General features: G+C 69.5%; 34 protein-coding genes. 5 read left to right on the top strand and 29 right to left on the bottom strand.

The window, feature by feature from the left end; all coding sequences use genetic code 11:
• Window positions 1-22 precede the first annotated feature (22 nt).
• From IE109_RS22895 to IE109_RS22855, 9 genes are read right to left on the bottom strand one after another with little or no spacing between them, the layout of a single operon-like run.
• The gene (locus IE109_RS22895; protein WP_229891445.1) at window positions 23-349 is read right to left on the bottom strand and encodes a MazG-like family protein; all 327 of its coding nucleotides are present in this window, start codon (window positions 347-349) and stop codon (window positions 23-25) included.
• A 44-nt stretch (window positions 350-393) separates the two neighbouring features.
• Window positions 394-1113: a DNA cytosine methyltransferase gene (locus IE109_RS22890; RefSeq protein WP_189552897.1), complete on the bottom strand. Its 720-nt coding sequence runs from the start codon at window positions 1111-1113 to the stop codon at window positions 394-396.
• A 49-nt stretch (window positions 1114-1162) separates the two neighbouring features.
• Window positions 1163-1432, bottom strand: coding sequence for a helix-turn-helix domain-containing protein (locus IE109_RS22885; RefSeq protein ID WP_189552896.1), 270 nt, complete (start codon window positions 1430-1432; stop codon window positions 1163-1165).
• Window positions 1429-1884 (bottom strand): hypothetical protein, encoded by a 456-nt coding sequence (locus IE109_RS22880; RefSeq protein ID WP_189552895.1) that lies wholly within the window; start codon window positions 1882-1884, stop codon window positions 1429-1431. The genes IE109_RS22885 and IE109_RS22880 overlap by 4 nt, the downstream gene beginning before the upstream one ends.
• A complete protein-coding gene (locus IE109_RS22875) occupies window positions 1881-2162 on the bottom strand; it encodes a zinc finger domain-containing protein (protein WP_229891443.1) in 282 nt (93 codons plus the stop codon). The genes IE109_RS22880 and IE109_RS22875 overlap by 4 nt, the downstream gene beginning before the upstream one ends.
• A gap of 20 nt (window positions 2163-2182) precedes the next feature.
• Window positions 2183-2578: a hypothetical protein gene (locus tag IE109_RS22870; RefSeq protein WP_189552893.1), complete on the bottom strand. Its 396-nt coding sequence runs from the start codon at window positions 2576-2578 to the stop codon at window positions 2183-2185.
• A complete protein-coding gene (locus IE109_RS22865; protein WP_189552892.1) occupies window positions 2575-2898 on the bottom strand; it encodes a hypothetical protein in 324 nt (107 codons plus the stop codon). The genes IE109_RS22870 and IE109_RS22865 overlap by 4 nt, the downstream gene beginning before the upstream one ends.
• Window positions 2891-3595, bottom strand: a complete 705-nt coding sequence (locus tag IE109_RS22860; RefSeq protein WP_189552891.1) for a zinc finger domain-containing protein — start codon at window positions 3593-3595, stop codon at window positions 2891-2893. The genes IE109_RS22865 and IE109_RS22860 overlap by 8 nt, the downstream gene beginning before the upstream one ends.
• Window positions 3592-4512, bottom strand: a complete 921-nt coding sequence (locus IE109_RS22855; RefSeq protein ID WP_189552890.1) for a helix-turn-helix domain-containing protein — start codon at window positions 4510-4512, stop codon at window positions 3592-3594. The genes IE109_RS22860 and IE109_RS22855 overlap by 4 nt, the downstream gene beginning before the upstream one ends.
• A gap of 154 nt (window positions 4513-4666) precedes the next feature.
• On the opposite strand from IE109_RS22855, the gene IE109_RS22850 reads away from it, so the two are divergent.
• Complete coding sequence (locus IE109_RS22850) at window positions 4667-4882, top strand: type II toxin-antitoxin system prevent-host-death family antitoxin (RefSeq protein ID WP_189552889.1); 216 nt, start codon at window positions 4667-4669, stop codon at window positions 4880-4882.
• 55 nt (window positions 4883-4937) lie between these two features.
• Here IE109_RS22850 and IE109_RS22845 read toward each other — a convergent pair whose 3' ends face one another.
• The 19 genes from IE109_RS22845 to IE109_RS34080 all read right to left on the bottom strand — a co-directional run bounded on the left by IE109_RS22845 (window position 4938) and on the right by IE109_RS34080 (window position 13595).
• On the bottom strand, window positions 4938-5789 hold the full coding sequence (locus IE109_RS22845; RefSeq protein WP_189552888.1) for a hypothetical protein: 852 nt from the start codon (window positions 5787-5789) through the stop codon (window positions 4938-4940).
• On the bottom strand, window positions 5786-6046 hold the full coding sequence (locus IE109_RS22840) for a hypothetical protein (protein ID WP_189552887.1): 261 nt from the start codon (window positions 6044-6046) through the stop codon (window positions 5786-5788). Before IE109_RS22840 ends, IE109_RS22845 begins: the two co-directional genes overlap by 4 nt.
• On the bottom strand, window positions 6043-6399 hold the full coding sequence (locus tag IE109_RS22835) for a hypothetical protein (protein WP_189552886.1): 357 nt from the start codon (window positions 6397-6399) through the stop codon (window positions 6043-6045). Before IE109_RS22835 ends, IE109_RS22840 begins: the two co-directional genes overlap by 4 nt.
• Window positions 6400-6471: 72 nt before the next feature.
• Complete coding sequence (locus IE109_RS22830) at window positions 6472-7284, bottom strand: recombinase RecT (protein ID WP_189552885.1); 813 nt, start codon at window positions 7282-7284, stop codon at window positions 6472-6474.
• Window positions 7284-7559: a hypothetical protein gene (locus tag IE109_RS22825; RefSeq protein ID WP_189552884.1), complete on the bottom strand. Its 276-nt coding sequence runs from the start codon at window positions 7557-7559 to the stop codon at window positions 7284-7286. Before IE109_RS22825 ends, IE109_RS22830 begins: the two co-directional genes overlap by 1 nt.
• On the bottom strand, window positions 7559-8443 hold the full coding sequence (locus IE109_RS22820; protein ID WP_229891441.1) for a YqaJ viral recombinase family nuclease: 885 nt from the start codon (window positions 8441-8443) through the stop codon (window positions 7559-7561). Before IE109_RS22820 ends, IE109_RS22825 begins: the two co-directional genes overlap by 1 nt.
• Entirely contained in the window at window positions 8443-8664 is a 222-nt protein-coding gene (locus IE109_RS33305) for a hypothetical protein (RefSeq protein WP_229891439.1), read from the bottom strand. Before IE109_RS33305 ends, IE109_RS22820 begins: the two co-directional genes overlap by 1 nt.
• A 98-nt stretch (window positions 8665-8762) precedes the next feature.
• Window positions 8763-9152, bottom strand: coding sequence for a hypothetical protein (locus IE109_RS22815; protein WP_189552882.1), 390 nt, complete (start codon window positions 9150-9152; stop codon window positions 8763-8765).
• A gap of 55 nt (window positions 9153-9207) precedes the next feature.
• Complete coding sequence (locus tag IE109_RS22810; protein WP_189552881.1) at window positions 9208-9945, bottom strand: HNH endonuclease signature motif containing protein; 738 nt, start codon at window positions 9943-9945, stop codon at window positions 9208-9210.
• A 66-nt stretch (window positions 9946-10011) separates the two neighbouring features.
• Entirely contained in the window at window positions 10012-10437 is a 426-nt protein-coding gene (locus IE109_RS22805; protein WP_189552880.1) for a hypothetical protein, read from the bottom strand.
• Window positions 10434-10763, bottom strand: a complete 330-nt coding sequence (locus tag IE109_RS22800; protein ID WP_189552879.1) for a hypothetical protein — start codon at window positions 10761-10763, stop codon at window positions 10434-10436. Before IE109_RS22800 ends, IE109_RS22805 begins: the two co-directional genes overlap by 4 nt.
• A complete protein-coding gene (locus IE109_RS22795) occupies window positions 10756-11259 on the bottom strand; it encodes a hypothetical protein (RefSeq protein WP_189552878.1) in 504 nt (167 codons plus the stop codon). Before IE109_RS22795 ends, IE109_RS22800 begins: the two co-directional genes overlap by 8 nt.
• Before the next feature lie 111 nt (window positions 11260-11370).
• Window positions 11371-11580 (bottom strand): hypothetical protein, encoded by a 210-nt coding sequence (locus tag IE109_RS22790; RefSeq protein ID WP_189552877.1) that lies wholly within the window; start codon window positions 11578-11580, stop codon window positions 11371-11373.
• Entirely contained in the window at window positions 11577-12005 is a 429-nt protein-coding gene (locus IE109_RS22785) for a hypothetical protein (RefSeq protein WP_189552876.1), read from the bottom strand. The genes IE109_RS22790 and IE109_RS22785 overlap by 4 nt, the downstream gene beginning before the upstream one ends.
• A complete protein-coding gene (locus IE109_RS22780) occupies window positions 12002-12205 on the bottom strand; it encodes a hypothetical protein (protein ID WP_189552875.1) in 204 nt (67 codons plus the stop codon). The genes IE109_RS22785 and IE109_RS22780 overlap by 4 nt, the downstream gene beginning before the upstream one ends.
• Window positions 12202-12756: a hypothetical protein gene (locus tag IE109_RS22775; RefSeq protein WP_189552874.1), complete on the bottom strand. Its 555-nt coding sequence runs from the start codon at window positions 12754-12756 to the stop codon at window positions 12202-12204. The genes IE109_RS22780 and IE109_RS22775 overlap by 4 nt, the downstream gene beginning before the upstream one ends.
• Window positions 12753-13013 (bottom strand): hypothetical protein, encoded by a 261-nt coding sequence (locus IE109_RS22770; RefSeq protein ID WP_189552873.1) that lies wholly within the window; start codon window positions 13011-13013, stop codon window positions 12753-12755. The genes IE109_RS22775 and IE109_RS22770 overlap by 4 nt, the downstream gene beginning before the upstream one ends.
• An 86-nt stretch (window positions 13014-13099) precedes the next feature.
• A complete protein-coding gene (locus IE109_RS22765; RefSeq protein WP_189552872.1) occupies window positions 13100-13363 on the bottom strand; it encodes a DNA-binding protein in 264 nt (87 codons plus the stop codon).
• Window positions 13341-13595: a helix-turn-helix domain-containing protein gene (locus IE109_RS34080; protein ID WP_189552871.1), complete on the bottom strand. Its 255-nt coding sequence runs from the start codon at window positions 13593-13595 to the stop codon at window positions 13341-13343. Before IE109_RS34080 ends, IE109_RS22765 begins: the two co-directional genes overlap by 23 nt.
• A gap of 174 nt (window positions 13596-13769) precedes the next feature.
• Here IE109_RS34080 and IE109_RS22755 point away from each other — a divergent pair, with 174 nt between their 5' ends.
• The 3 genes from IE109_RS22755 to IE109_RS22745 all read left to right on the top strand — a co-directional run bounded on the left by IE109_RS22755 (window position 13770) and on the right by IE109_RS22745 (window position 16135).
• Window positions 13770-14321, top strand: coding sequence for a helix-turn-helix transcriptional regulator (locus IE109_RS22755; protein ID WP_189552870.1), 552 nt, complete (start codon window positions 13770-13772; stop codon window positions 14319-14321).
• A 183-nt stretch (window positions 14322-14504) separates the two neighbouring features.
• Window positions 14505-14933 (top strand): ImmA/IrrE family metallo-endopeptidase, encoded by a 429-nt coding sequence (locus tag IE109_RS22750; RefSeq protein WP_308431384.1) that lies wholly within the window; start codon window positions 14505-14507, stop codon window positions 14931-14933.
• Window positions 14903-16135, top strand: a complete 1233-nt coding sequence (locus IE109_RS22745; protein ID WP_189552868.1) for a tyrosine-type recombinase/integrase — start codon at window positions 14903-14905, stop codon at window positions 16133-16135. The genes IE109_RS22750 and IE109_RS22745 overlap by 31 nt, the downstream gene beginning before the upstream one ends.
• Before the next feature lie 127 nt (window positions 16136-16262).
• On the opposite strand, the gene IE109_RS22740 is transcribed toward IE109_RS22745, so the two are convergent.
• Entirely contained in the window at window positions 16263-17123 is an 861-nt protein-coding gene (locus IE109_RS22740; RefSeq protein ID WP_189552867.1) for a 3-hydroxybutyryl-CoA dehydrogenase, read from the bottom strand.
• A 169-nt stretch (window positions 17124-17292) separates the two neighbouring features.
• Between IE109_RS22740 and IE109_RS22735 the strand changes: the two genes are divergently transcribed.
• Complete coding sequence (locus tag IE109_RS22735) at window positions 17293-18597, top strand: glycoside hydrolase family 10-like protein (RefSeq protein WP_189552866.1); 1305 nt, start codon at window positions 17293-17295, stop codon at window positions 18595-18597.
• Window positions 18598-18661: the final 64 nt, after the last annotated feature.

The raw sequence follows: 18661 nt of genomic DNA, 5'->3' as shown, positions 1-18661 counted from the left end.
GCCCGCGGGGCGGCCGTCTGCGTCACGGGGCGGGGGTGACGGCCGCCCGGTCGGCGACCTTGGCGAGCTTCGCGTCGAGGACCGCGGCCGGCTGGTCGGTGAGCGATGCGAGGGCCACAGCGGCGGTGATGATCACGTCGCAGAGTTCGGCCTCGACGTCGGCGCGGCTGTGGGTGATGCCCTTGCGCGGGTTCTGGCCGGTCATGCCGATGTACGCGGAGGCGACTTCGCCGGCCTCTTCGGTGACCTTGAGGATCCGCACGGCGATCTCGTGCGGGCTACGGCCGTTCTCGCGGTCGATCCAGTCGACGAGGCTGCGGATAGTGGACCACTGGTCGGGGCTGATCACGGGGTTCTCCTTGGGGTTGATGGGGCTGGGGCAGGAGGCGGGCATTACGCGGCGGCGGGGAGCTGCCGGCGGATCACCTGGGTGGCGTGCTGCCCGATCCACTGGGCGTAGGCCGGCGGGATGGCTTCGCAGACCTCGCGGATGCCGCGCTTGATGTCACCGCCGGCGGGGACTTTGATCCACGGCATGCCCATGGCGTCACAGGCGGCGTTCTGCCAGGCGCGGGAGTGCCGGCCGCCGGTGATCGTCATGAACGGCTTCTCGGGGGTGGGCAGGTAGCCGTTCCGGGTGCAGATCGCCGTGTGCGCCGGGTGGGGCGGCGCGGGCAGACGCCAGTTCGTCTCGAACAGCCGGTGCCGGTACACCCGGAGGCCGAACATCGGACCGCACAGCAGGGTGGGGTCCTTCAGCTCGGGCGCCGCGGCCTCGACGTTCTCGATGACGTAGGGCCGTCCGGTGGCGAGCATCGCCTCGCGGGTGGGGGCGATCAGGTCCGGATAGACCTTGTGGTTGTAGGCGTTGAGCGGCGTGTACGCCTGGCAGGGCGGCGAGCCGTGGATCAGGTCGAAGTCGGCCCCGTGGTCGCGGATGAACTCGACCGCGTCGCCCACGTGGTGCTCGAACGGGTAGTCGGGCTGCGGGTCGATGTCGACCCCGACCACGTCAAACCCGGCGAGGTAGTAGCCCATGGCCATGCCGCCGGCACAGCTGTACGTGTCGAGGACGGTCAAGCCGTTCGGCACGCGGGACGGGAGGCCGGTCATCGGGTGTCCTTCGGGTTGGCGGGGCTGGGGCAGGAGGCGGGGCGGGCGGTCATGCGGCCTCGCGGAGTGCGGCCATCAGCCGTTCCCGGTTGGCGGCTTGCTGGGCCGGGGAGGTGGGCATGCGCTCGGGCCGGTAGTCGCGGACCTCGCCAGTCGGCACGGCTTCGGCGTAGAAGCGGCCGAGGATGCGCGAGGGCGGGAGGCGGAGGGCGCAGCGGGCCTCCCACACGGTGGAGCGCGAGCAGCGAAGGCGGTGGGCGATCGAGGCGTCGGAGTGGCCGGCGCGGATCAGGGCGGCGATGTCGGCACGGACCTTCATCCGACACCCCCCGCGCGCTTGCGCTCGACCATGGCTCGCAGGGAAACGACGGCCATTTCGTAGATCGCCCTCAGACCCACGCCAAGGTCTTCCGGGCTGGACTCGTACAGCGCCAGGTACAGCGCCTCGGTGGTCTCCTGGTCACGGTTGGCCCAAGCCGTGACGAACTGGGCAGCGAAACGGACACCGGGCGGGAGGACATCGACGCTGCCCTTCTGGCCGGTCTCGATGCTTTCGACCTCCAGGACGAAGTGGTCCCCAGCATCCGGCTGCTGGCGAGCGTCGAAGCTGGCGGATTCGGCGAGGGAGCAGAACGTCGCGTACATGGCAGCGTCGCTGCGACGGACGATGGGGCGGATCATCGACATGGCGGTTTCGTCGTCGCCGGCGATGCCGTGGGCGAGGGCCTCGAAGATCTGCTTGGAGTCGGCTTCGATCTGACGAGCGTTCATGCGGCTGTCTCCTCGGCTTCCTGGTAGCGGCGGTTGTGGATGGTGTGGCGGGGCCGGCCTTCGTCGTGGCAGGCGATGGTGGGTTCGACCTGGCACTGGGGGCAGCAGGCGGTCTGGCGGGCCCAGGCGGAGATCCGCTGCGGGTGCGGCTGGGCGAGGATCCGGTCGCGGGACGGGACGCGGCACGGCTTGTGGGCGGCGGCCCCGCAGTGCGGGCACGGCACGGAGCGGGCCGGGTGCTGGCCGGCGCGCATGGAGCGGCGAAGCTCAGTCGGCATCGGGGCGGACGGGCGGCGGGTCATGAGGTCGCCTGCTCGCGTGCGACAAGGCCGAGGACGACGGCCGAAGTGCAGGGCCAGGCCACGGCCTCCCGGAACGATCGGTGTTCGATGAAGCACCGTCGGCAGATCGGCACCCCGTCGTACAGGAACGGCTCGTGCCCGAACGTCTGGCCGTACAGCGGCGGGAACACCCGCTGCTCGGGCGGGACGCAGCCGAGGCAGGGCAGCTTGCCGCGCATCGCAGCGAACTCTGGGGACGGGTCCTCACGGCGGTACGACCCGGCGGTGAAGCCGCCGTAGCCCCAGTCGGAGTCGCCTTCGCAGTCGTGCAGTTCCTCACCGTGGATCATTCGGGGGCAGGCGGGATCGACGTGGTACTTCCGACCGTGGGTGATGTACGTCGGGGCGATCACTGGTTCTCCTCGGTGTCGTGGCTGGTGGTGTCGCAGGCGCCGCATTCGCAGGGGTCGCGGTCGCTGCCTTCGTTCTGGCGGTAGCGGTGGAGGGCGTACTCCCAGGCGCCGGGCGGCTGGGGCTTGAGCGGGCCGGGCGGGCTGCTGCCGGTCGGCCAGGCGCCGGGCCGGTAGCCGGGCGGGGCGGCCTCTTTGGCGGGGGCGGGCTTGTCGCGGCGGGCTTTGCCTTCGGCGATCTGCTGCCGCATGAACAACCGGAAGTCCCTGCCGCCGTTCTCCCGCCGCATCGCCGCCACGTCATCCGGATCGATGTCAGTCACCGAGGGCCTCCTCGCGGGCGGCTTCCTGGTGGTCGATGATCCGCTCGAGCTTGGCGAGGGCTGCCTGGCGGCGCTGCTCGATTTCCTCCGGCGTCTCGCTGGTGACCGGCTCGCCCTTCGCGGCGCGGCGCCGGGCCGGGTGGATGACCTTGCTGGCGCGGCTACGGAGCGCGGACTTGCACGGCCGACCGATCGGGGCCTGGCAGGCGGGGACCGGGCACTCGATGCCGAGGGGCCCGGAGCGCTTCACCTCGGCGACTGCCTCGTCCGCGCTGGGGACTGTCCGGCCGATGCCCTCCAGCTCTCGCAGCACCTGGGGGTGGGGGCCGCCCTCGAGCGCCGGGGCGTTGGACGGGCCGGCAACGCGGCCGGAGGCGACGGCGTCCATCTGGCGGCGGTAGTTGGCGAGGTACTGCTTGGGGGTCTCGTCCGGGTCGCCGTCGTAGACGAAGTTCTCGAGGCGTTCCTTGCGGATGATGTCGCGCCAGGAGCGGACGTCGTGGGGCTGGATCCAGAGTCGCTGTCCGGCTTCCTTGGGCGGGGTGCCGTAGTAGCGGGCGACGGCGTCGAAGCAGTCCTGGTCGAGCGGGATGTCCTTGAGGGACGTGGCCCAGGCGCGGGCGGCGATGAGGCTGGGCTGGCGGTTGTCGAAGGCGGCGCACGCTCCGAGGAGCTGCTTCGCGTCGTCGGGAGTCACGGGTTCTCCTCAGTCGGAAGGTTGAGCCAGCCGGCGACTCGGGCGTCGGTGCCGGTGAGGGTCTGGCCGGTGGGGAGCTGGATGACGTTGCCGTGGCTGCGCCTGCTGGCGGCCTTGCGGGCGTCTTCGCGGATCCACTTCTGCCAAGCGGCGGGCCAGGAGTGGCGGCGCACACCGGTGGATCGGTAGTGGTCGACGAACTGGGCGGTGGAGTGCTCGATGTCGAAGTTGGGGCCGAAGGTGGCGAGGGCCCAGCGGCGCATCGTGTCGGTGACCGCGAATCCGTCGTCGTCGATGGGGGCGTTCGGCCCGGACTCGTGGGGTGGGTAACTGTGGTCACCCACCTCAGCCAGTTCGGTTGTTGGTGGTTCTACTGGTGGTTGATTGGTGGTTACGGCGGCACTGAGTGCGTGACGTGCGGAGTTGAAGTGCGTGACGTCACGCACTTCAAATGCGTGACGTGCGGAGTCAGAGTGCGTGACATCGCGATCCGTCACGCCGTTCTGATCCGTGACTGTCACGTCGTCTGAGTGCGTGACGCGCTTGGCTCGGGATCGGCGCTGACGCTCTGCTGCCGCCGCCCGGCTGGCGTCCTCGGCTCGCTCGATCTCGTCCCAGTCGGAAGCCGGGCGGATCAGGTTGAGGGAGAGTTTCCAGCGGGTGCGGTCCTGTACCGCGCCGTCCTTGCTGATGAGTCGTGCGTCCTCGAGGCGGCGGAGCGCCCGCTGCACGGTGCGCCGGTCGTAGCCGGTGCGGTACTGGAGCCGGGTGATCGAGGGGTGCGCGTTCTTGCCCGTCTTGTCTGCGTGTTCCGCCAGTGCCTGGAGGACGTGGCGGGCCGTGGCGTCGGGCTTCCCGGCGGCGGTACGCAGCATGGGTGCGTCGTCCATCGCCCATGTCACGGCCTCAGTGCTCACGGGTTCCTTCTCTCTGGGGTGCGGCTAGGTCTGTTGGGCAGGGCAAAGCGGACCCCTAGGGCGGCGTGTCCCAGCCGCTCAGTTCGTAGCCATCATAGCTAAGAAAGCGATGTTGCGCTGTTGTGTGGCGTGACAAATCCGCTACTGTGGTTGCATGACCGCGACCCGCAACGAGCGCCGAACGAAGATCGCCAAAGCCCGCAACGTCCTGGGCGAGGTCATCTCGCGGTCCCGGTACGCCGGCGAAGCGACGGTGCTGGTCAACCGCGGGAAGGAGGCGGCCGTGATCGTGCCGTTCGACTTCTACGTGCGGGCCTGCGAGGCGCTCGGCGAGAAGCGCGCCCTCCTCGAGACCGAAGACGACGACTGACACGTCTCCTCCTCTCCTTGAGCCCCGCTGTGTGCGGGGCTCTGTCGTGTGCGGGCTAGGCGGCTCGGCTGAGGCCGTTCTGGGTGATCAGGTCGCGGATGTACTTCTCGTTGCCGCCCATCTGCCGTGCGATGGAGGCCGGCGACTCGCCCAGGCCGAGCAGGTGTCGGATCTCCGGGATGCGCATGGAGTCACGGCCGTTCGCGGCCGGCGGGGCGTAAGGCTCGAGGACCTCCGGCTCCGCTGCGGGGTTGTCGATGTCGTCCCACGCGAGCGGCCCGTGCCAGCCCTGCCGGGCGGCCAGGTTGCGGGACAGGGTCGCGGAACGCTGCGGCACCCCGTGAGCTACCGGGTCGAGCGTCTGCACCACCCGGTAGCCGTCGGCGACCCGACGCGCGGTGGAGGCCAGGACACGGTCGCCGTAGAGCAGTCCGGTGAGCTGCCGCGGGTGGAATCCGAGCCGGGGGCCGAGTGCCGTAAGCGTCCATCCCATGGAGACGAGGGCCTGGAGGCGGCGGCGGGTGCCGGTTGCGTCGATGATGGTGCTCGGCTTGACGGGTGCGGGAGTGAGGGGCACGGCGAGGATGCGTTCGGCGACCTCAGGGCGGATCCGCTCGGCCCGCTTGTTGGTCCCGTCGTAGAGGACGCGGGCCAGGGTGGCGGCGCCGACTCCGGCCTGCTTCTGGATCTCGGGGATGCTGTGGCCGGCGGCGCGCAGGTTGTTGATGTGCTGCCGCACGGGGGCGGCGTCAACGAGGGGCTGCCAGGTCCCGTATCCCTTCTGCCGGTAGACGCGTCGCTGGTAGGCGTTGTGCCGGGCGACGCATTCCGGCAGTCGGCAGCGGTACTCCTTGACGCAGGTGAGGTTGCGGTGGTGGGGGGCTTCGCGGTGGTCGGCGGTGGTCACGGGTTCTCCTTCCGGCGCTGCTTGGCGGTGTCGAGGCGGTGCTGGGTGGCGGCGACGCGCCAGCTGGGCGGGTCGGGCCAGATGCCGCGGCAGGTGTCGAGGTCGCGGCGGGCGCGGCGTTCGGCGATGTCGCGCTGGACGTCTTCGGGGGTGCGGCGGGGTGGGTCGGCCCGGAACGGCTTGGCGACGGCGACGTAGAGCGCGGCGGCCATCCAGGTGGCGCCCACCCAGGCGAGGGCCTGGACGGCGGGGCTCATGCGGCCTGCTCCGTCCCGGTGCCGATCCACTGGTGACAGATCGACTTGTGGACGGTGGCCCGCTTCGACTGGGTGTAGCCGGCGTGGCGGACGACGCCCTGCTTGCATGCGGCGCCGAAGCGAGGGCCCCAGCAGTTCGGGTGGGGCGGTTCGGGGAGCCCGTCCTCGACGAGGTCGGCGGCCTGGAAGGGCACGCCGCGGGCGGCGAACTTCGCTATCCGCTTGTCGCACGCGGCGGCCCACTGGGGGTCGAGCTGGCCGATGCGCCTCATGCCGGCCTGCTTGGCTGCCTCCCCGGCCTCGGGGTTGATTGCGGCACGATTGGGGACGGAGAGCTGGAGCTGGGAGGTCATGACGGGCTCCGATCGCTGTGGGACTCTGGGGGGTGGGCCGCCGCAGGTTCGGGCCGCGGCGGCCCGGTGCTGCTAGTCGACGAGCTCGCCCTCGATGGGGCCCTCGTCGTAGTCGCCGTCAACGGATCCGGGCGCCGGGGCGGGGATCGTGGCGATCTGCTCGGGGGTCTCCGCGGCGACTTCCTTCGCGGCCCGCAGCTGTTCGCGCATGTACTCGGCGGACGTCGGCACCCACTTGGTCAGGCGGTGGGCGGCGGTCTTCATCCACATCGCTTCCTCGTCCGTGTTCCACGGGGACCAGGACTTGTCGGCGCTGTCGGACTTGGCCCGCGCCTTGGCGATGTGGCCCTTGTTTAGGACGACGACCTTGCTGGTGGCGCCGTCCTTCATGACGGCGTAGGCGTAGACGAGGCGGAGGTCGCCTCGGTCTTCGAGGTCCCAGTCGATGTCGTGCTTGGGCCGTTCGTCGACGCCGGGCTTGTACGTGAAGCTGTCGCGGGTGCGGACCACCTCGACGATGACGGAAGACACGGCGCCGGCCCGGTACATGAGCTCGATCTCGCCCTGGTAGCCGCGGACGCCAGTCACCTCGGTGCACCGCTTGCTCTTGTTCCAGCGGGGGACGAGGTAGTACTGCTCCGTCCCCGGTTCGAGGCCGAGCCGGGCGGCGTCCATGAGGACGGCGAGGAACTGGCCGACGTCGTTCTGCGCGGCTTCCAGGAGCTTGGGGTCGCGGCGAAGCATGCCCTGGGTGGTGCGGACCCAGGCGCCGACGCGGGCCTGGAGGTGACTGGGCATGACGAGGGCGAGGCTGTCGCGGTACTGCTCGACGACGGCGCCCGGTGAGGCGTCGCGCTTCTCGAGGGCGTTGCCGATCTGGCTCATCAGTTCTCCTGGGGCTGTGCGGTGGAGTAGGTGACGCGGGCGGTGCGGGTGCGGAGGACGCGGTTAACGGTTTCGCTGACGGCCTTGCGGAGCTCTTCGATGAGTTCCTGCCGGACGTCGTCGGTGAGGTTGTCTCCGGTGGCGACGTGCACGGCCGCTTCCCAGTCACCGGTGACCGACTGGAATCCGAAGGAGGGCCCGACGAGAAGATCGGCGGCGTCGATGGCGGCCTCCCACTCGCGGGTGGTCATGGGCCGCATCTGCTGGGTGGTCATCAACTGCTCCTGTAGGGCTGGAGGGCGAGGGTCGAGCCGTCGGGGTTGACGGTTCGGTAGGCGATGCGGCGGCCTTCGCAGACGGCGCGGTAGCCGTCGCCGATCCAGTCGAGGACTTCGCCGCGGACCTTCGTGAGTTCGATGGAGGCTTGCTGGTGGGCCTCGTAGGCGTCGTCCCAGCGGATGACGAGGCCGAACGGGATCTCGACGTCGCGGTCTTCGCGGCCGGCGGGCTGGGCGCGGATGGTCTGGTAGGTGGCGTCGGCGCCGTCGATGTCGGGCCGGTTGCCCTGGCGGACGTCGTCGAGGAACCGTTCGGCCGCGTCGCGGAGGGTCTTCGCGTCGTCCTCGTCGTACTCGATGACGTACTCGCGGTAGTCGTAAGGCAGGATCAGCACCGCGAGACGTGCCGGCCGGTGGAGCCCCAGCGTGTCCTGCTGCCAGAGCACTTGGCAGCGGTAGTGGACGGGGACTTCGTCGCTGCCGTCGGGGCCCCATCCTTCGGGGGACGTGGTCGTCTTGATCTCGACGATGGTGTCGCCGTGGAGCCGGTCGGGGGTGGCGCGCTGCCAGTCCCGGTCCCGGTGCTTCCAGGTGCCGGTGGTCAGCAGCGGGTGCTCGGGGTGGCGCTCTGTGAACTCTTCGGCGACGTCGTCCTCGAAGCGGCTGCCCCACTTCATCTGCGGCGTCGGCTCGAACGGGGCGGTCGGCAGGCCGGCCTTCTTGTGCCAGAGGCTGAAGCGGGACTGCCACGGGGACAGGCCGACGACCGCGGCGATCTCGGTGGCGGTGATGCACAGCCCGGCGCGGGCCTGCTCCCACTCGGGGGTGCCCGGCGTGTAGGTGCCGAGGAGGACACCGGTTGGGGTCTGGATGTCGGTCACTAGAACGGCTCCTCGATCCAGCGGCGGCGGAACCAGAGCGGGATGCGGTGGTGGCGGATGGCGTCGATGCAGCGGCAGGGGTCCCAGTCGGGGCCGAAGTGGGTGGGTTCCCATCCGCCGCCGGTGCCGTCGCAGAGGCGGCACTTCGGGTCGGGCTGGCGGGTGGCGTGGATGGCCCGGTGGTAGACCTCGATCTGCCAGAGGCCGATGGTGAGTGGCATGTCCTGTCCTTGGGGTGAAGGGGGCCCGCCCCGGCTGGGGGTGTGGGGCGGGCCCTCGTCGGCCGGAGCGGTGCTCCACGGCCGGCCTGGGGATGGGCTCAGAGGGTGGCTGCGACTTCGGGGTGGGTGTAGCTCACGGGCTTGCCCAGCGACTTCGCGTACCGGATCTCTGCGCGGGTAGAGTCGCCGATGTAGTCGCCGACGACGAGGACCCGGGTGGCGAGGCGGATCTTCGCCCGGTGCAGGTCGTCGAGCCGCTCCTTGCCCGCCTCGGCGTCGGCGGGGTCGGCCCACAGCGGGTGCGGGGTCTTCATGTCGCAGCCGGGCTTGACGACGATGTGGCCAGCCCAGGTGAGGACGCGGTCGGCGTCGGCCATGGCGTCCATGAACCGGGTGCTGCCGCAGATGGCGACGATGTCCGGGATGCCAAGCCGCGCCTTGCCTTCTTCGAGGGTCTCTTCGGGCGTGAGGAGCTTGGGGTAACTCACGTGTTCTCCTGGGATGCTTGTGGTGCGCCCCGCTGTTTCGGGCAGCGGGGCACGCCTACTGATTGGGGTTCGTCAACTTGGCGGGGCGAGCGGCTGTGCGTCGGGCCTGGCCTCGAGCTCGTTCAGCGGCGCTACAGAGATCGCAGCGGCATCCGCCCTTGGAATAGGTGCTTCGCTTCCCATGGGTCATTGCCGCGGTGAGGCCCTTCTTGGGCTTCTGTGATGCCTTCTGCTTGCGCACGCAGATCAGGCATTGCCGGCCGTGCCCTTCCAGCGTGTACGTGTTCTCGGCCGTGTACTCGTGCCCTTGCGGACAGTGCGTCTTGGCGGCATTCCGGGCTGCCACAGTGCGACCGCTCAGGATGTTCGCCCGGGCTGTAACAGCCCTGAGGTGGGCTGGGTTCACGCATCGCCGGTGCAGGCACTGTGGCCCGCCGACGCATGTCAGGTCACGGTTGTGGCAGTCGTGGTCGACCTGCAGCCCATCCGGGATGGGTCCGACGAAAGCTGCATATGACGCTCGGTGGGCATGAACCGTCCGACCAAGGTCGTCGGTGATCCGCCCGTATCCCTGCTCGGTCAGCTGGTGCGGGTAGAGCCAGCATCCGTGGGTGGTCTTCTCGACCCTTGAGAGAAGTCGGTCCTGTACAGGGCTCGATGGCCTGCCTGCCTTGAGCGGATTGAAGTCGCCCGCCTGCTTCAGCTCCTTAATGTGCCGTCGGTAGCAGGGCCTGCAACGGCCGCGACTCGGCCTGAGCGAGAGAGGCTGGCTGCAGTCGACGCACGTGGTCATTTGCTTCTCCTCCGGAAGGTTGGGCGCCGGGCGCGGAGGGCCGGTTCACCGCCGGCCCGGCGGTCTCTAGGCGGCCGGGTTAGCCCAGCTGGGTACGTGGCCGGGGTCGCGGACGGGCTGAACGGGTCCGGCGATCGGCGCCTTCCACAGCGGCACGGGCGCGGTCGGCTGGTCGCCGGGGTCGATGTCCCGCGTGCTGGCCGGGGCGGACACGGCGGTCGTGTTGGCCTTGAATGCGCGCAGCTCACGGAGCTCCACCTCGGCGGCGCGGAGATCCTCCAGTGCCCCGGACAGGTCGATTCCGGCGTCGTCGAGCTGGGCCTCGAGCTCGTTACGTTCCCGGCGGAGGCCGTCGATCTCGGTGGCCATGGCGACGAGCTGGCAGGCGGTGCTGTCGGCTTCCCGCTCGAGGCGGCCGATCTTCTGGATCAGCTGCCACGGAGTCAGGCCACGGTGCCGGGCCCGGGTACGGAGATCCTGGGCGATGCTCATGACGCCGCCTGCTTGCTGTAGAAGGCGGCCATCTCCTCCATGGCGGCGACTTCCCGGCGTGCGGCGTCGCGTTCGGCGAGCAGCTCGTCGGCCGCCGCCTGCACCCGGGCCAGCTCGTCGAGGAGGAACGGGATGTCCTCCCGGGCATGGGCGATGAACTCGGCGTCGAACTGGTTGCTGTTGCCGAGGTAGCCCAGGTCGGCGTCGAGCGCATGGTCGTCGCTCACGACCCGGCGGGTGAGGGTCGGCTGGTGGCGCTCGACAAACCACGGGCCCTTGGTGGCGGCTTCGGCGCGGGCCTGGATCTCGGCGATGCGGTCAGCCACGGGACTCACCGGCCTGCACGGCGCGTTCCTGCCGCCAGGCCACCGTTCCGGCAGTCTCGAACTCATAGGTGGTGATCGCGACGCCCAAGTGGCCTCCCGGCCGACGCTCCGGCAGCTTCACCGGCACAAGCTTCGGCACTTCACCCTCGAAGGTGCCGAGGTGCTTCCACACCCAGCCGTCCGCCTTGTACGCCTCACCCGGCGGCAGGTACTCGTCCCGAAGGTCGTAGGTGATGCCGGTCGCCGGGTCGGTCCAGCTGTTGGCCTCGTCAGCCTTCTTGCCGCACGGTGTGCACTGCTGTGCGTAGGTCAGGTGGTCGGCGCAGAAGTAGCCGCCACAACCGAACTCGTCGCCACCAGGCGTCTGCCCGCAGAGGTAGGCAAGACCCCGGTCGATCTCCTTCGTGCAGCCGTCCATTTCGCAGACGGCCCGCACGGTGTACCCGGCTTCGATGCGCTCGCCGTTCCGGTACACCTCGTAGCTGGCGTATCCCATGTCAGTTGCCCCCTTGGGCGAGTCGGTTGCCGAGCTTCCAGAGCGCGGCGGAGATGGTGGTGAGGGCGGCTACTGCGGCCAGGCCCTGGATGATGAAGCGGTCCCCGGCGGTCACCGGGCGTCCCCGATCAGGTCGTCGGGGATGTCGACGAAGCCGGCGAGTATGTCGGCGATCAGGCCCGGGTCGGTGATCCAGGCGGGGACGCGGCGGCGGGGCGCGAGGTCGAGGCCGGCGAGCAGCAGGCTCGCGACCGGCGGCGGCACTATCGGCAGGTCCGACAGGAGCGTCGAGGTGACCGTCTCGACCGGGCGAGCCGTCATGAGACCGGCTCCGGCGCCTTGTGGACGGACCACTGACCCTTGGGGTGCCGGACAACCCAGTCGCCGAACTTGGCGACGATCCGGTCCGGCCCGCTACCGATGCGGAGCCCGGTGACCGTCAGCTTGCCGTCGACGTCCTCCCAGTAGCCCTTGGCGTAGATGCCGTCCTGGTCGACGGCGTCGTCGATGCGACCAATGCTGCGAACCGTCAGGCGCCAGGTCTTGCATCCGGCGGCCTCCAGCTCGACGAGCGGCCGGCAGGCCGGGCACTCACCACGGACGTCGGTGAGGTTGCCGTGCTCGTCGACATCGCGGTCGTCGACATCGCCGAGAGTCTGGCCGCAGCCGTTGCAGGCGCGCTTCATCCGGATGGTGAGGGAGCCGTCCGGGTTGCGGACGTCCGGGGTGTTCGTGCGCGCGGTCACGACGCGTCTCCTTCGCGGGGCGGGCAGGCGGGGCAGCAGCTGCCCGGGACGGTGAACTGGGAGTCCGGGTCGAGGTCGAGGTACTGGTGGCGCTGCTCGGCGAGCAGGGCGTCCGTCGTGCGCTTGGCCTTCAGCGCCATGAACTCGGCGGCCACCTCCGCGGCGGGCACGTCCACGCGGGCCAGATCGGCGGCGGTCATGACGCGACCTCCTCGACCTTGTAGGTCGTCGTCTCACGGACCAGGCGGCGGTCAACGGGCGTCGCGTCGTCGGCCCAGCGCGGGGAGTGGATCTGCTCCGTGTTGAGACGCTCGACAGCACGCTCGCGGACGAGGAAGGGAACGCTGGGCACCCACTCCTTGGCCAGCGGGTCGTAGATCTCCACCCGCCACCGGACGAGTGGCGGCCTCGCCACCACCTCCGGCTGCTCGCCCCCGGCGGTGCTGCCCGAGACGGCGGCGTCAGCCATCAGGCGCAGCTCAGCGACGGCAGCGAGCACCGCATCGCGTTCCAAGACGCTCTCGTGATCCAGCTTCCCGAAGCGCGATACCTCGTGATCGTCGGAACGCTTCTGCTCTGCTTCGATGTGGCCAGCTGCCTCGCGCAGCACCTCGGCGCGGGTGGCGCGGCGTCCAGCTTCGAAGCCCCGCTGCTGAGCCTCGCCGAGCGCGAACGAGAGGATCTCCTTCGCCTGCCGCTCGGGGTAGCCGCCATTGATGAGGGACTGGACGGCGCTGTCGTAGGCGCTCATGCCGCCACCGCCTTCACGATCAGGCCCGGGTTGTACGCGCCGAGCACCTTGTTCGCACGGGCCAGGTCCGACAGGGCCCATTCGCGGGCCTCGGCGTACTGCGGCGAGCGGCACAGGCTGATGTTGAACGCCTGGTTCACGGCCTCACGCTCAGCGCGGGCCACGTGCTCCGGCATCTGCTGGCCGATCAGCACAGCCACCGCGTCGGGGATCGGGACGGGCACCAACTGCGGGTGCGTCTGGCAAGATCGAGGCATGGGAAGCCCCTTTCATGTACGTGGTTGAGGGGTGGAACTAGGGCGCCGTCGGTGTGTGAGAGCCCGGCGGCGGCCCGCATAGCCGACTAAGCGGCCTTCGGCTCGACCGGGGCGTTCGTGGGGTCGAGGTCGGGGTTGAAGCGGGTGTCAGCAGCCATTTCGGCCTGCTCGTGGGCCTCGACCTCGGCGAGCCTGAACAGGACCAGCCGGCCGCGCTTGAAGCCCCTGGGGTAGGTACCTCGGCGGCGAGATCTGGCCGTGTAGATGGCGTTCTCCGTGGTGTGCCAGCGCTTCGCGAGCTGGCGGACGGTGAGGTAGGGGGAGGTCTCATCCGTCTGGGTGGTGTTCATCACTTCCCTCGTCTTCTTTGTCGTAGGTGATAGCGGCGATCGCCTCCCTGGCGACGCGCTCCCTCTGGAGAAGGAGAGCTATGCGTCTGAGCACGTCAGGGCTGGGGTCGCCTTGGCCTCGTTCGATCCGGGAGAGCCAGGCGGGTGAGATGCCGATCAGCCTGGCGAAGGTCGTCAGCTTGAATCCGCATCGCTCGCGCTGGTCCCGGATCCGCTGTCCCCGCGCTTGCACATTGGCAAGATTAGGCAAGTTTGGGCAGGCAAGTCAAGGCATGAAGTGGCAAGTTTTGGTGTCAACGAGTAAGCCCAGGTCAGCGGCCGGATGCAGCCCTGTCACTCGGTGCCTGATCTTGCTACCTTGTTGCCTGTCGTTGCGTGTCATTGCCTACCGAGAGAGCTGAACCCCATGAACCGGGACCCCGAAGCGTGGAAAAGGCTGGGCCGCCTACTGCGCGATGCGCGGGAGAAGGCAGGGCTCACTCGGGAGGAGTTCGCCGTCAAGGCGGGCGTTTCGCCCAAGGCGGTCCAAAACGCAGAGAACTCCAACCCGCCCAAGAGGCAGCAGCCCCCGACGCTGGTCCCGATTGCAGTCGCCCACGGATGGAAGCCGGAGAGTATCGGCGTCATCCTGGCCGGCGGAGACCCGATCCTTAGCGAGAGTCAAGTCGCGCCACAGGCAACGCCACAGGTTGAGGAACTCGCCGACCATCCTGACCTGCTCGACCTGATGATCAAAGTTCATGAGTTCGGCCGCGTCTGCGTGGCCATGGGTGGAAGCCTGGAAGCCCGCAACGACTTCGAGTCTGCGACCCAGCGCCTGTTCGAGTCGGTGCCACGTGAGGCCCGCGCCGCTCAGCAAGACCGGTACCGCCTTGCTGCCTACCGCCCCCATGCCCTCGGGGAGGGTGTTCCTGACGACGACGCGGAGACCATTCTCCGGGCCATGGAAGAGAGCTGACCTAACCTCAGCACTCCGTGCCACTTAGTGCAGCCTTGCCTGTTCAGCGAGCCTTGGGGCGCTAGCGCCCAAGTGGCGGCCTGTTGCACCTGTTTCTGAAGGTTTCCTTCCGTTGCGTTGTTGAGTGGTGTACAAAGAGTGTCCAAGCGACGCCTCCCACCCGATCGCATATGTGGGGGTGCTATGCCTTACTCGCCGATGAGAACCCTCGAGCAACTCGGCATACCAGTCGTGCGCGTTCATCTGCGAGACACCTGGGGCGCATGGTCGCCCGTACACCGAAAGATCGTCATCGCCACCGGCCTGTCCGCTAGGCAGGAGAGATGCGTGCTCGCGCACGAGGCCGAGCACGCCCTGGCCGACGACCTCGGCTGCGGGGTAGGGCTCGATGCCGCCCACCCTCTGGCCCTCCATCAGGAACGCCGTGCGGACATCGAGGCAGCCCGTAAACTGATCCACATCTCCGACCTTGCCGCCGTGGCGCAGTGGGCCGACGATGTGCGGCTGGCCGCGGCCGAGCTCGACGTCACCGAACGCATGCTGCGAATCCGCCTGCATGACCTCAATGGGGAGGGATGGCCGTGGCCGGCTACATCGAAGATCGCTGGCTGAAGAAGCGCCCCAACAAGGAGACCGGCAAGCGAGAGCGAACCCCGCTCTACGGCAAGGGAAAGCGTTACAAGGTCGCCGGCATCCCCGGCGTCAAGGCCAGGTCATTCGAGACTCTGGACGACGCGAAGACCTGGCGCGCCAAAGCGATCATCGACAGCAAGCGCAGGGAGTTCATCGACGACCGCGACGGGGCCATGACCCTCGCGGCCTACATCGAGACGGAATGGTGGCCGACGAGGCAGGACCCGGTCGGCACCGCCATCCCGATGAAGTCAAAGATCTGGAAGCACGTCATCGGCACGCCGCTGGGGCGGCAGCCCATGAACGTCATCGGCGACGAGCACCTGCTGGCCTGGCGCAAGGAACTTCGGTCCAGGGGGCTCGAAGACACGACCATCACCGTCATCTGGAACCACCTCAGCTCGATCTTCAAGACTGCGGTGGGCAAGCGGATCCCTAAGAACCCGTGCAGCGAGGCCCGTTCCGACGTGCGACCAGCGTCGGCCGCGGACACCAAGGCGCGGGCCTGGACGGCCGAGGAAGCCACGGCCATCAGGAAGGCACTGCCGGAGCGGTACCGCATCATCATGGACCTCGGTGTCGGCGCGGGGGAGCGACAAGCGGAGGCGTTCGGGTTCAGCCCGGATGATGTGGACGAAGAACGCATGGTGATCCACCTGAGGCGGCAGCTGCTCTGGGAGAACGGGACCAGCCCGTACTTCAAGCTGCCCAAGGGCAGGAAGGAGAGGGACATCCCGCTGTCGCCCGGCTTGCTCAAGGCCATCCGTGAGCACGAGGAGAAGTTCCCGCCGGTCGAAGTGACCCTGCCGTGGCACGGGCCCGGAAACGGGCAGCGGAAGGCGGCCACGGTACGGCTGCTGGCGACGACGTGGCACGGCAATCGCATCAACCCCAGCGTCTACAACAGCAAGACGATGAAGCCGGCGCTTGCCGCGGCAGGGCTGATCGCACCGCGAGACGAGGAGGGGTGGGAGCCGTCGAGGGAGAAGATGCACCACCGCTTCCGGCATACCTACGCGAGCGTCCAACTGGCTGCTGGCGAGGATCCGGTGTCCCTGTCACACTGGATGGGACATGCCTCTCCTGAGATCACCTTCAGGGTGTACGCGCACTTCATGCCGGACAGGGGAGAGCGGGGCCGGACCGCGATTGACGCCTGGCTCGCCATGGACTCCCGCTGAAACTCCCTGAGAACTCCCTAACGGTTCCGCGCAGTCGAAGGGCCGCTCTCCAGTTCGCCTGGGAGCGGCCCTTTTCGCGGCCTCCGCAGCGCCCACGGAAGGTCGAGAGTAGAGGGCTTTGCGCAGGTCAGGAGTAGGGGTAGAAGCCGGAGCCCGTCTTGCGGCCGAGGCGCCCGGCGTCCACCATGCGCTGGAGCAGCGGGGGAGCGGCGTACAGCGGCTCCTTGTACTCGGCGTACATCGAGTCGGCGACCGACGCGACGGTGTCCAGCCCGATGAGGTCGGCGAGCTTGAGCGGGCCCATGGGGTGGGCGCAGCCCATCTCCATGCCGTTGTCGATGTCCTCGCGGCTCGCGATGCCCGACTCGAACATCCGGATCGCGGAGAGGAGGTACGGGATCAGCAGCGCGTTCACCACGAAGCCGGAGCGGTCCTGGGCGCGGATCGCGTGCTTGCCGAGCACCTTCTCGACCACGGCCTGGGAGCGGCTGATCGTGCCCTCGGAGGTGGTCAGCGCCGGGATCAGCTCGACGAGCTGCTGCACCGGGGCCGGGTTGAAGAAGTGGATGCCGATGACCTGGTCCGGGCGGGACGTCGCCACGGCCAGCTTCACCAGCGGGATGGAGGAGGTGTTGGAGGCGAGGATCGCGTCCTGGCGGGTCACGACCTGGTCGAGGACCTGGAAGATCTCGGTCTTCACCTGCTCGTTCTCGACGACCGCCTCGATGACCAGGTCACGGTCGGCGAACTCGCCGAGGTCGGTGGTGAAGCTGAGCCGGGCCAGCGTGGCGTCGCGCTCCTCCTCGGTGATCTTCCCCCGCTGGGCGGCCTTGGAGAGCGAGTTGTACAGCCGGGTACGGCCGATCTCCAGCGCCTCGCCGGTGGTCTCGGCGACCTTGACCTCCAGGCCGCTCCGGGCACACACCTCCGCGATGCCCGCGCCCATCTGGCCGCAGCCCACCACTCCGACGCGTTCGATGTCGGTCACATCGTGCCTTTCGCTGATCTTCCCTGCGGCAGGACCCCCGTGTGATTCCGGCGCCCGCCTCGACCCCACGACGTTACTCCGTCCGCGCGGGTGGAGGGCGGTCCGGGGCGGGCATGCTCTGCGGAGAAGGGGCGATAGCAGGAGCAACACGCTTGTAAGGGGCATATGAATGCGGCATATCGGCAGACGCGGCCTGACGGCGGCCGCCCTCGGAGCGGTGGCGTCGCTGTGGGCGTCGGACGCGGGCGCGGCGGCGCGACCCGGGCACGGGCACCGGAACGACCGCGGCGGGCTCGGCACGCGCGCGAAGCACGGCAAGCACGGCAAGCACCGCGGGCGGCGGGTCGGCCGGGAGTTCCGCGGCATGTGGCTGGCCACCGTGGCCAACCGCGACTGGCCCTCCAAGCCGGGCCTGCCGGCCGACCGGCAGCGGGCCGAGCTGCTGGCCTTCCTCGACGCCGCGGTGGAGCGGCGGCTTAACGCGGTGGTGTTCCAGGTACGGCCCACCGCCGACGCGCTGTGGCCCTCGCCGTACGAGCCCTGGTCCCAGTACCTCACCGGGGTGCAGGGCCGGGACCCCGGCTGGGACCCGCTGGGCACGGCGGTGGCCGAGGCGCACGCGCGTGGCCTGGAACTGCACGCCTGGTTCAATCCGTACCGGGTGGCCAACCACACCGATCCGGCGCGCCTGGCCGACGGGCACCCCGCCCGCGTCCACCCGGACTGGGTCGTGCCGTACGGCGGGAAGCTGTACTACGACCCGGGGCTGCCGGAGGTGCGGCGCTTCGTCCAGGACGCCATGCTCGACGCCGTACGCCGCTACGACATCGACGCCGTCCACTTCGACGACTACTTCTATCCCTATCCGGTGGCGGGCCAGTCCTTCGCCGACGACGCCACCTACGCGGCGCACGGCGCGGGGTTTCCCGACAGGGCCGCGTGGCGGCGGGACAACATCGACCGGCTGGTGCGGGAGATGTCCGAGGGGATCCGGGAGATCGACAAGGACGTGCGGTTCGGGATCAGCCCGTTCGGCGTGTGGCGCAACGCCGCCACCGACCCGCTGGGCTCCGACACCCGGGCCGGGGTCCAGACGTACGACCACCTGCACGCCGACACCCGCCGGTGGGTGAAGGAGCGCTGGATCGACCACGTGGTGCCGCAGTTGTACTGGCACATCGGCTTCGCCGCCGCCGACTACGCCAAGCTGGTGCCCTGGTGGGACGACGTCGCACGCGGCACGGGCGTCGACGTGTACGTGGGGGAGGCGCTGTACAAGGCCGGCGACCCGGCCCAGCCGGCCGCCTGGCAGGACCCGGCCGAGCTGTCGCGCCACCTCACCCTGGCCGGTGAGTACCCGAGGGTGCGCGGCCACGTCTTCTTCTCGGGCAAGGAGGTCGTCACCGACCGCGTCGGGGCGATGGCCAGGGTCGTGGCCGACCACTACCCCGCACCGGCCCGCCCGCCGGAGTAGGGCCCGTCGGTCGTGTCCGCGACGTCCCGCCCGGTCCGGGGCCCACCGGCCCCGCCGTCCGGGC

The sequence above is a fragment of the Streptomyces lavendofoliae genome (assembly GCF_014649735.1).
In the GTDB taxonomy this organism is placed as follows: Bacteria; Actinomycetota; Actinomycetes; order Streptomycetales; family Streptomycetaceae; genus Streptomyces; species Streptomyces lavendofoliae.
Note: the sequence above shows the minus strand (reverse complement) of the source record. Positions and strands in the feature narration are given on the sequence as shown.

Excerpts from the sequence above, each read along its gene's own strand:
- IE109_RS22875 (WP_229891443.1), bottom strand. The coding sequence starts at position 2,162 with ATGCCGACTGAGCTTCGCCGCTCCATGCGCGCCGGCCAGCACCCGGCC.
- IE109_RS22850 (WP_189552889.1), top strand. The coding sequence starts at position 4,667 with ATGACCGCGACCCGCAACGAGCGCCGAACGAAGATCGCCAAAGCCCGC.
- IE109_RS22830 (WP_189552885.1), bottom strand. The coding sequence starts at position 7,284 with ATGAGCCAGATCGGCAACGCCCTCGAGAAGCGCGACGCCTCACCGGGC.
- IE109_RS22795 (WP_189552878.1), bottom strand. The coding sequence starts at position 11,259 with ATGGGATACGCCAGCTACGAGGTGTACCGGAACGGCGAGCGCATCGAA.
- IE109_RS22880 (WP_189552895.1), bottom strand. The coding sequence starts at position 1,884 with ATGAACGCTCGTCAGATCGAAGCCGACTCCAAGCAGATCTTCGAGGCC.
- IE109_RS22835 (WP_189552886.1), bottom strand. The coding sequence starts at position 6,399 with ATGACCTCCCAGCTCCAGCTCTCCGTCCCCAATCGTGCCGCAATCAAC.
- IE109_RS22775 (WP_189552874.1), bottom strand. The coding sequence starts at position 12,756 with ATGAGCGCCTACGACAGCGCCGTCCAGTCCCTCATCAATGGCGGCTAC.
- IE109_RS22770 (WP_189552873.1), bottom strand. The coding sequence starts at position 13,013 with ATGCCTCGATCTTGCCAGACGCACCCGCAGTTGGTGCCCGTCCCGATC.
- IE109_RS33305 (WP_229891439.1), bottom strand. The coding sequence starts at position 8,664 with ATGCCACTCACCATCGGCCTCTGGCAGATCGAGGTCTACCACCGGGCC.
- IE109_RS22735 (WP_189552866.1), top strand. The coding sequence starts at position 17,293 with ATGCGGCATATCGGCAGACGCGGCCTGACGGCGGCCGCCCTCGGAGCG.
- IE109_RS22805 (WP_189552880.1), bottom strand. The coding sequence starts at position 10,437 with ATGAGCATCGCCCAGGATCTCCGTACCCGGGCCCGGCACCGTGGCCTG.
- IE109_RS22840 (WP_189552887.1), bottom strand. The coding sequence starts at position 6,046 with ATGAGCCCCGCCGTCCAGGCCCTCGCCTGGGTGGGCGCCACCTGGATG.
- IE109_RS22790 (WP_189552877.1), bottom strand. The coding sequence starts at position 11,580 with ATGACGGCTCGCCCGGTCGAGACGGTCACCTCGACGCTCCTGTCGGAC.
- IE109_RS22765 (WP_189552872.1), bottom strand. The coding sequence starts at position 13,363 with ATGAACACCACCCAGACGGATGAGACCTCCCCCTACCTCACCGTCCGC.
- IE109_RS22755 (WP_189552870.1), top strand. The coding sequence starts at position 13,770 with ATGAACCGGGACCCCGAAGCGTGGAAAAGGCTGGGCCGCCTACTGCGC.
- IE109_RS22825 (WP_189552884.1), bottom strand. The coding sequence starts at position 7,559 with ATGACCACCCAGCAGATGCGGCCCATGACCACCCGCGAGTGGGAGGCC.
- IE109_RS22750 (WP_308431384.1), top strand. The coding sequence starts at position 14,505 with ATGCCTTACTCGCCGATGAGAACCCTCGAGCAACTCGGCATACCAGTC.
- IE109_RS22810 (WP_189552881.1), bottom strand. The coding sequence starts at position 9,945 with ATGACCACGTGCGTCGACTGCAGCCAGCCTCTCTCGCTCAGGCCGAGT.
- IE109_RS22890 (WP_189552897.1), bottom strand. The coding sequence starts at position 1,113 with ATGACCGGCCTCCCGTCCCGCGTGCCGAACGGCTTGACCGTCCTCGAC.
- IE109_RS22885 (WP_189552896.1), bottom strand. The coding sequence starts at position 1,432 with ATGAAGGTCCGTGCCGACATCGCCGCCCTGATCCGCGCCGGCCACTCC.
- IE109_RS22780 (WP_189552875.1), bottom strand. The coding sequence starts at position 12,205 with ATGACCGCCGCCGATCTGGCCCGCGTGGACGTGCCCGCCGCGGAGGTG.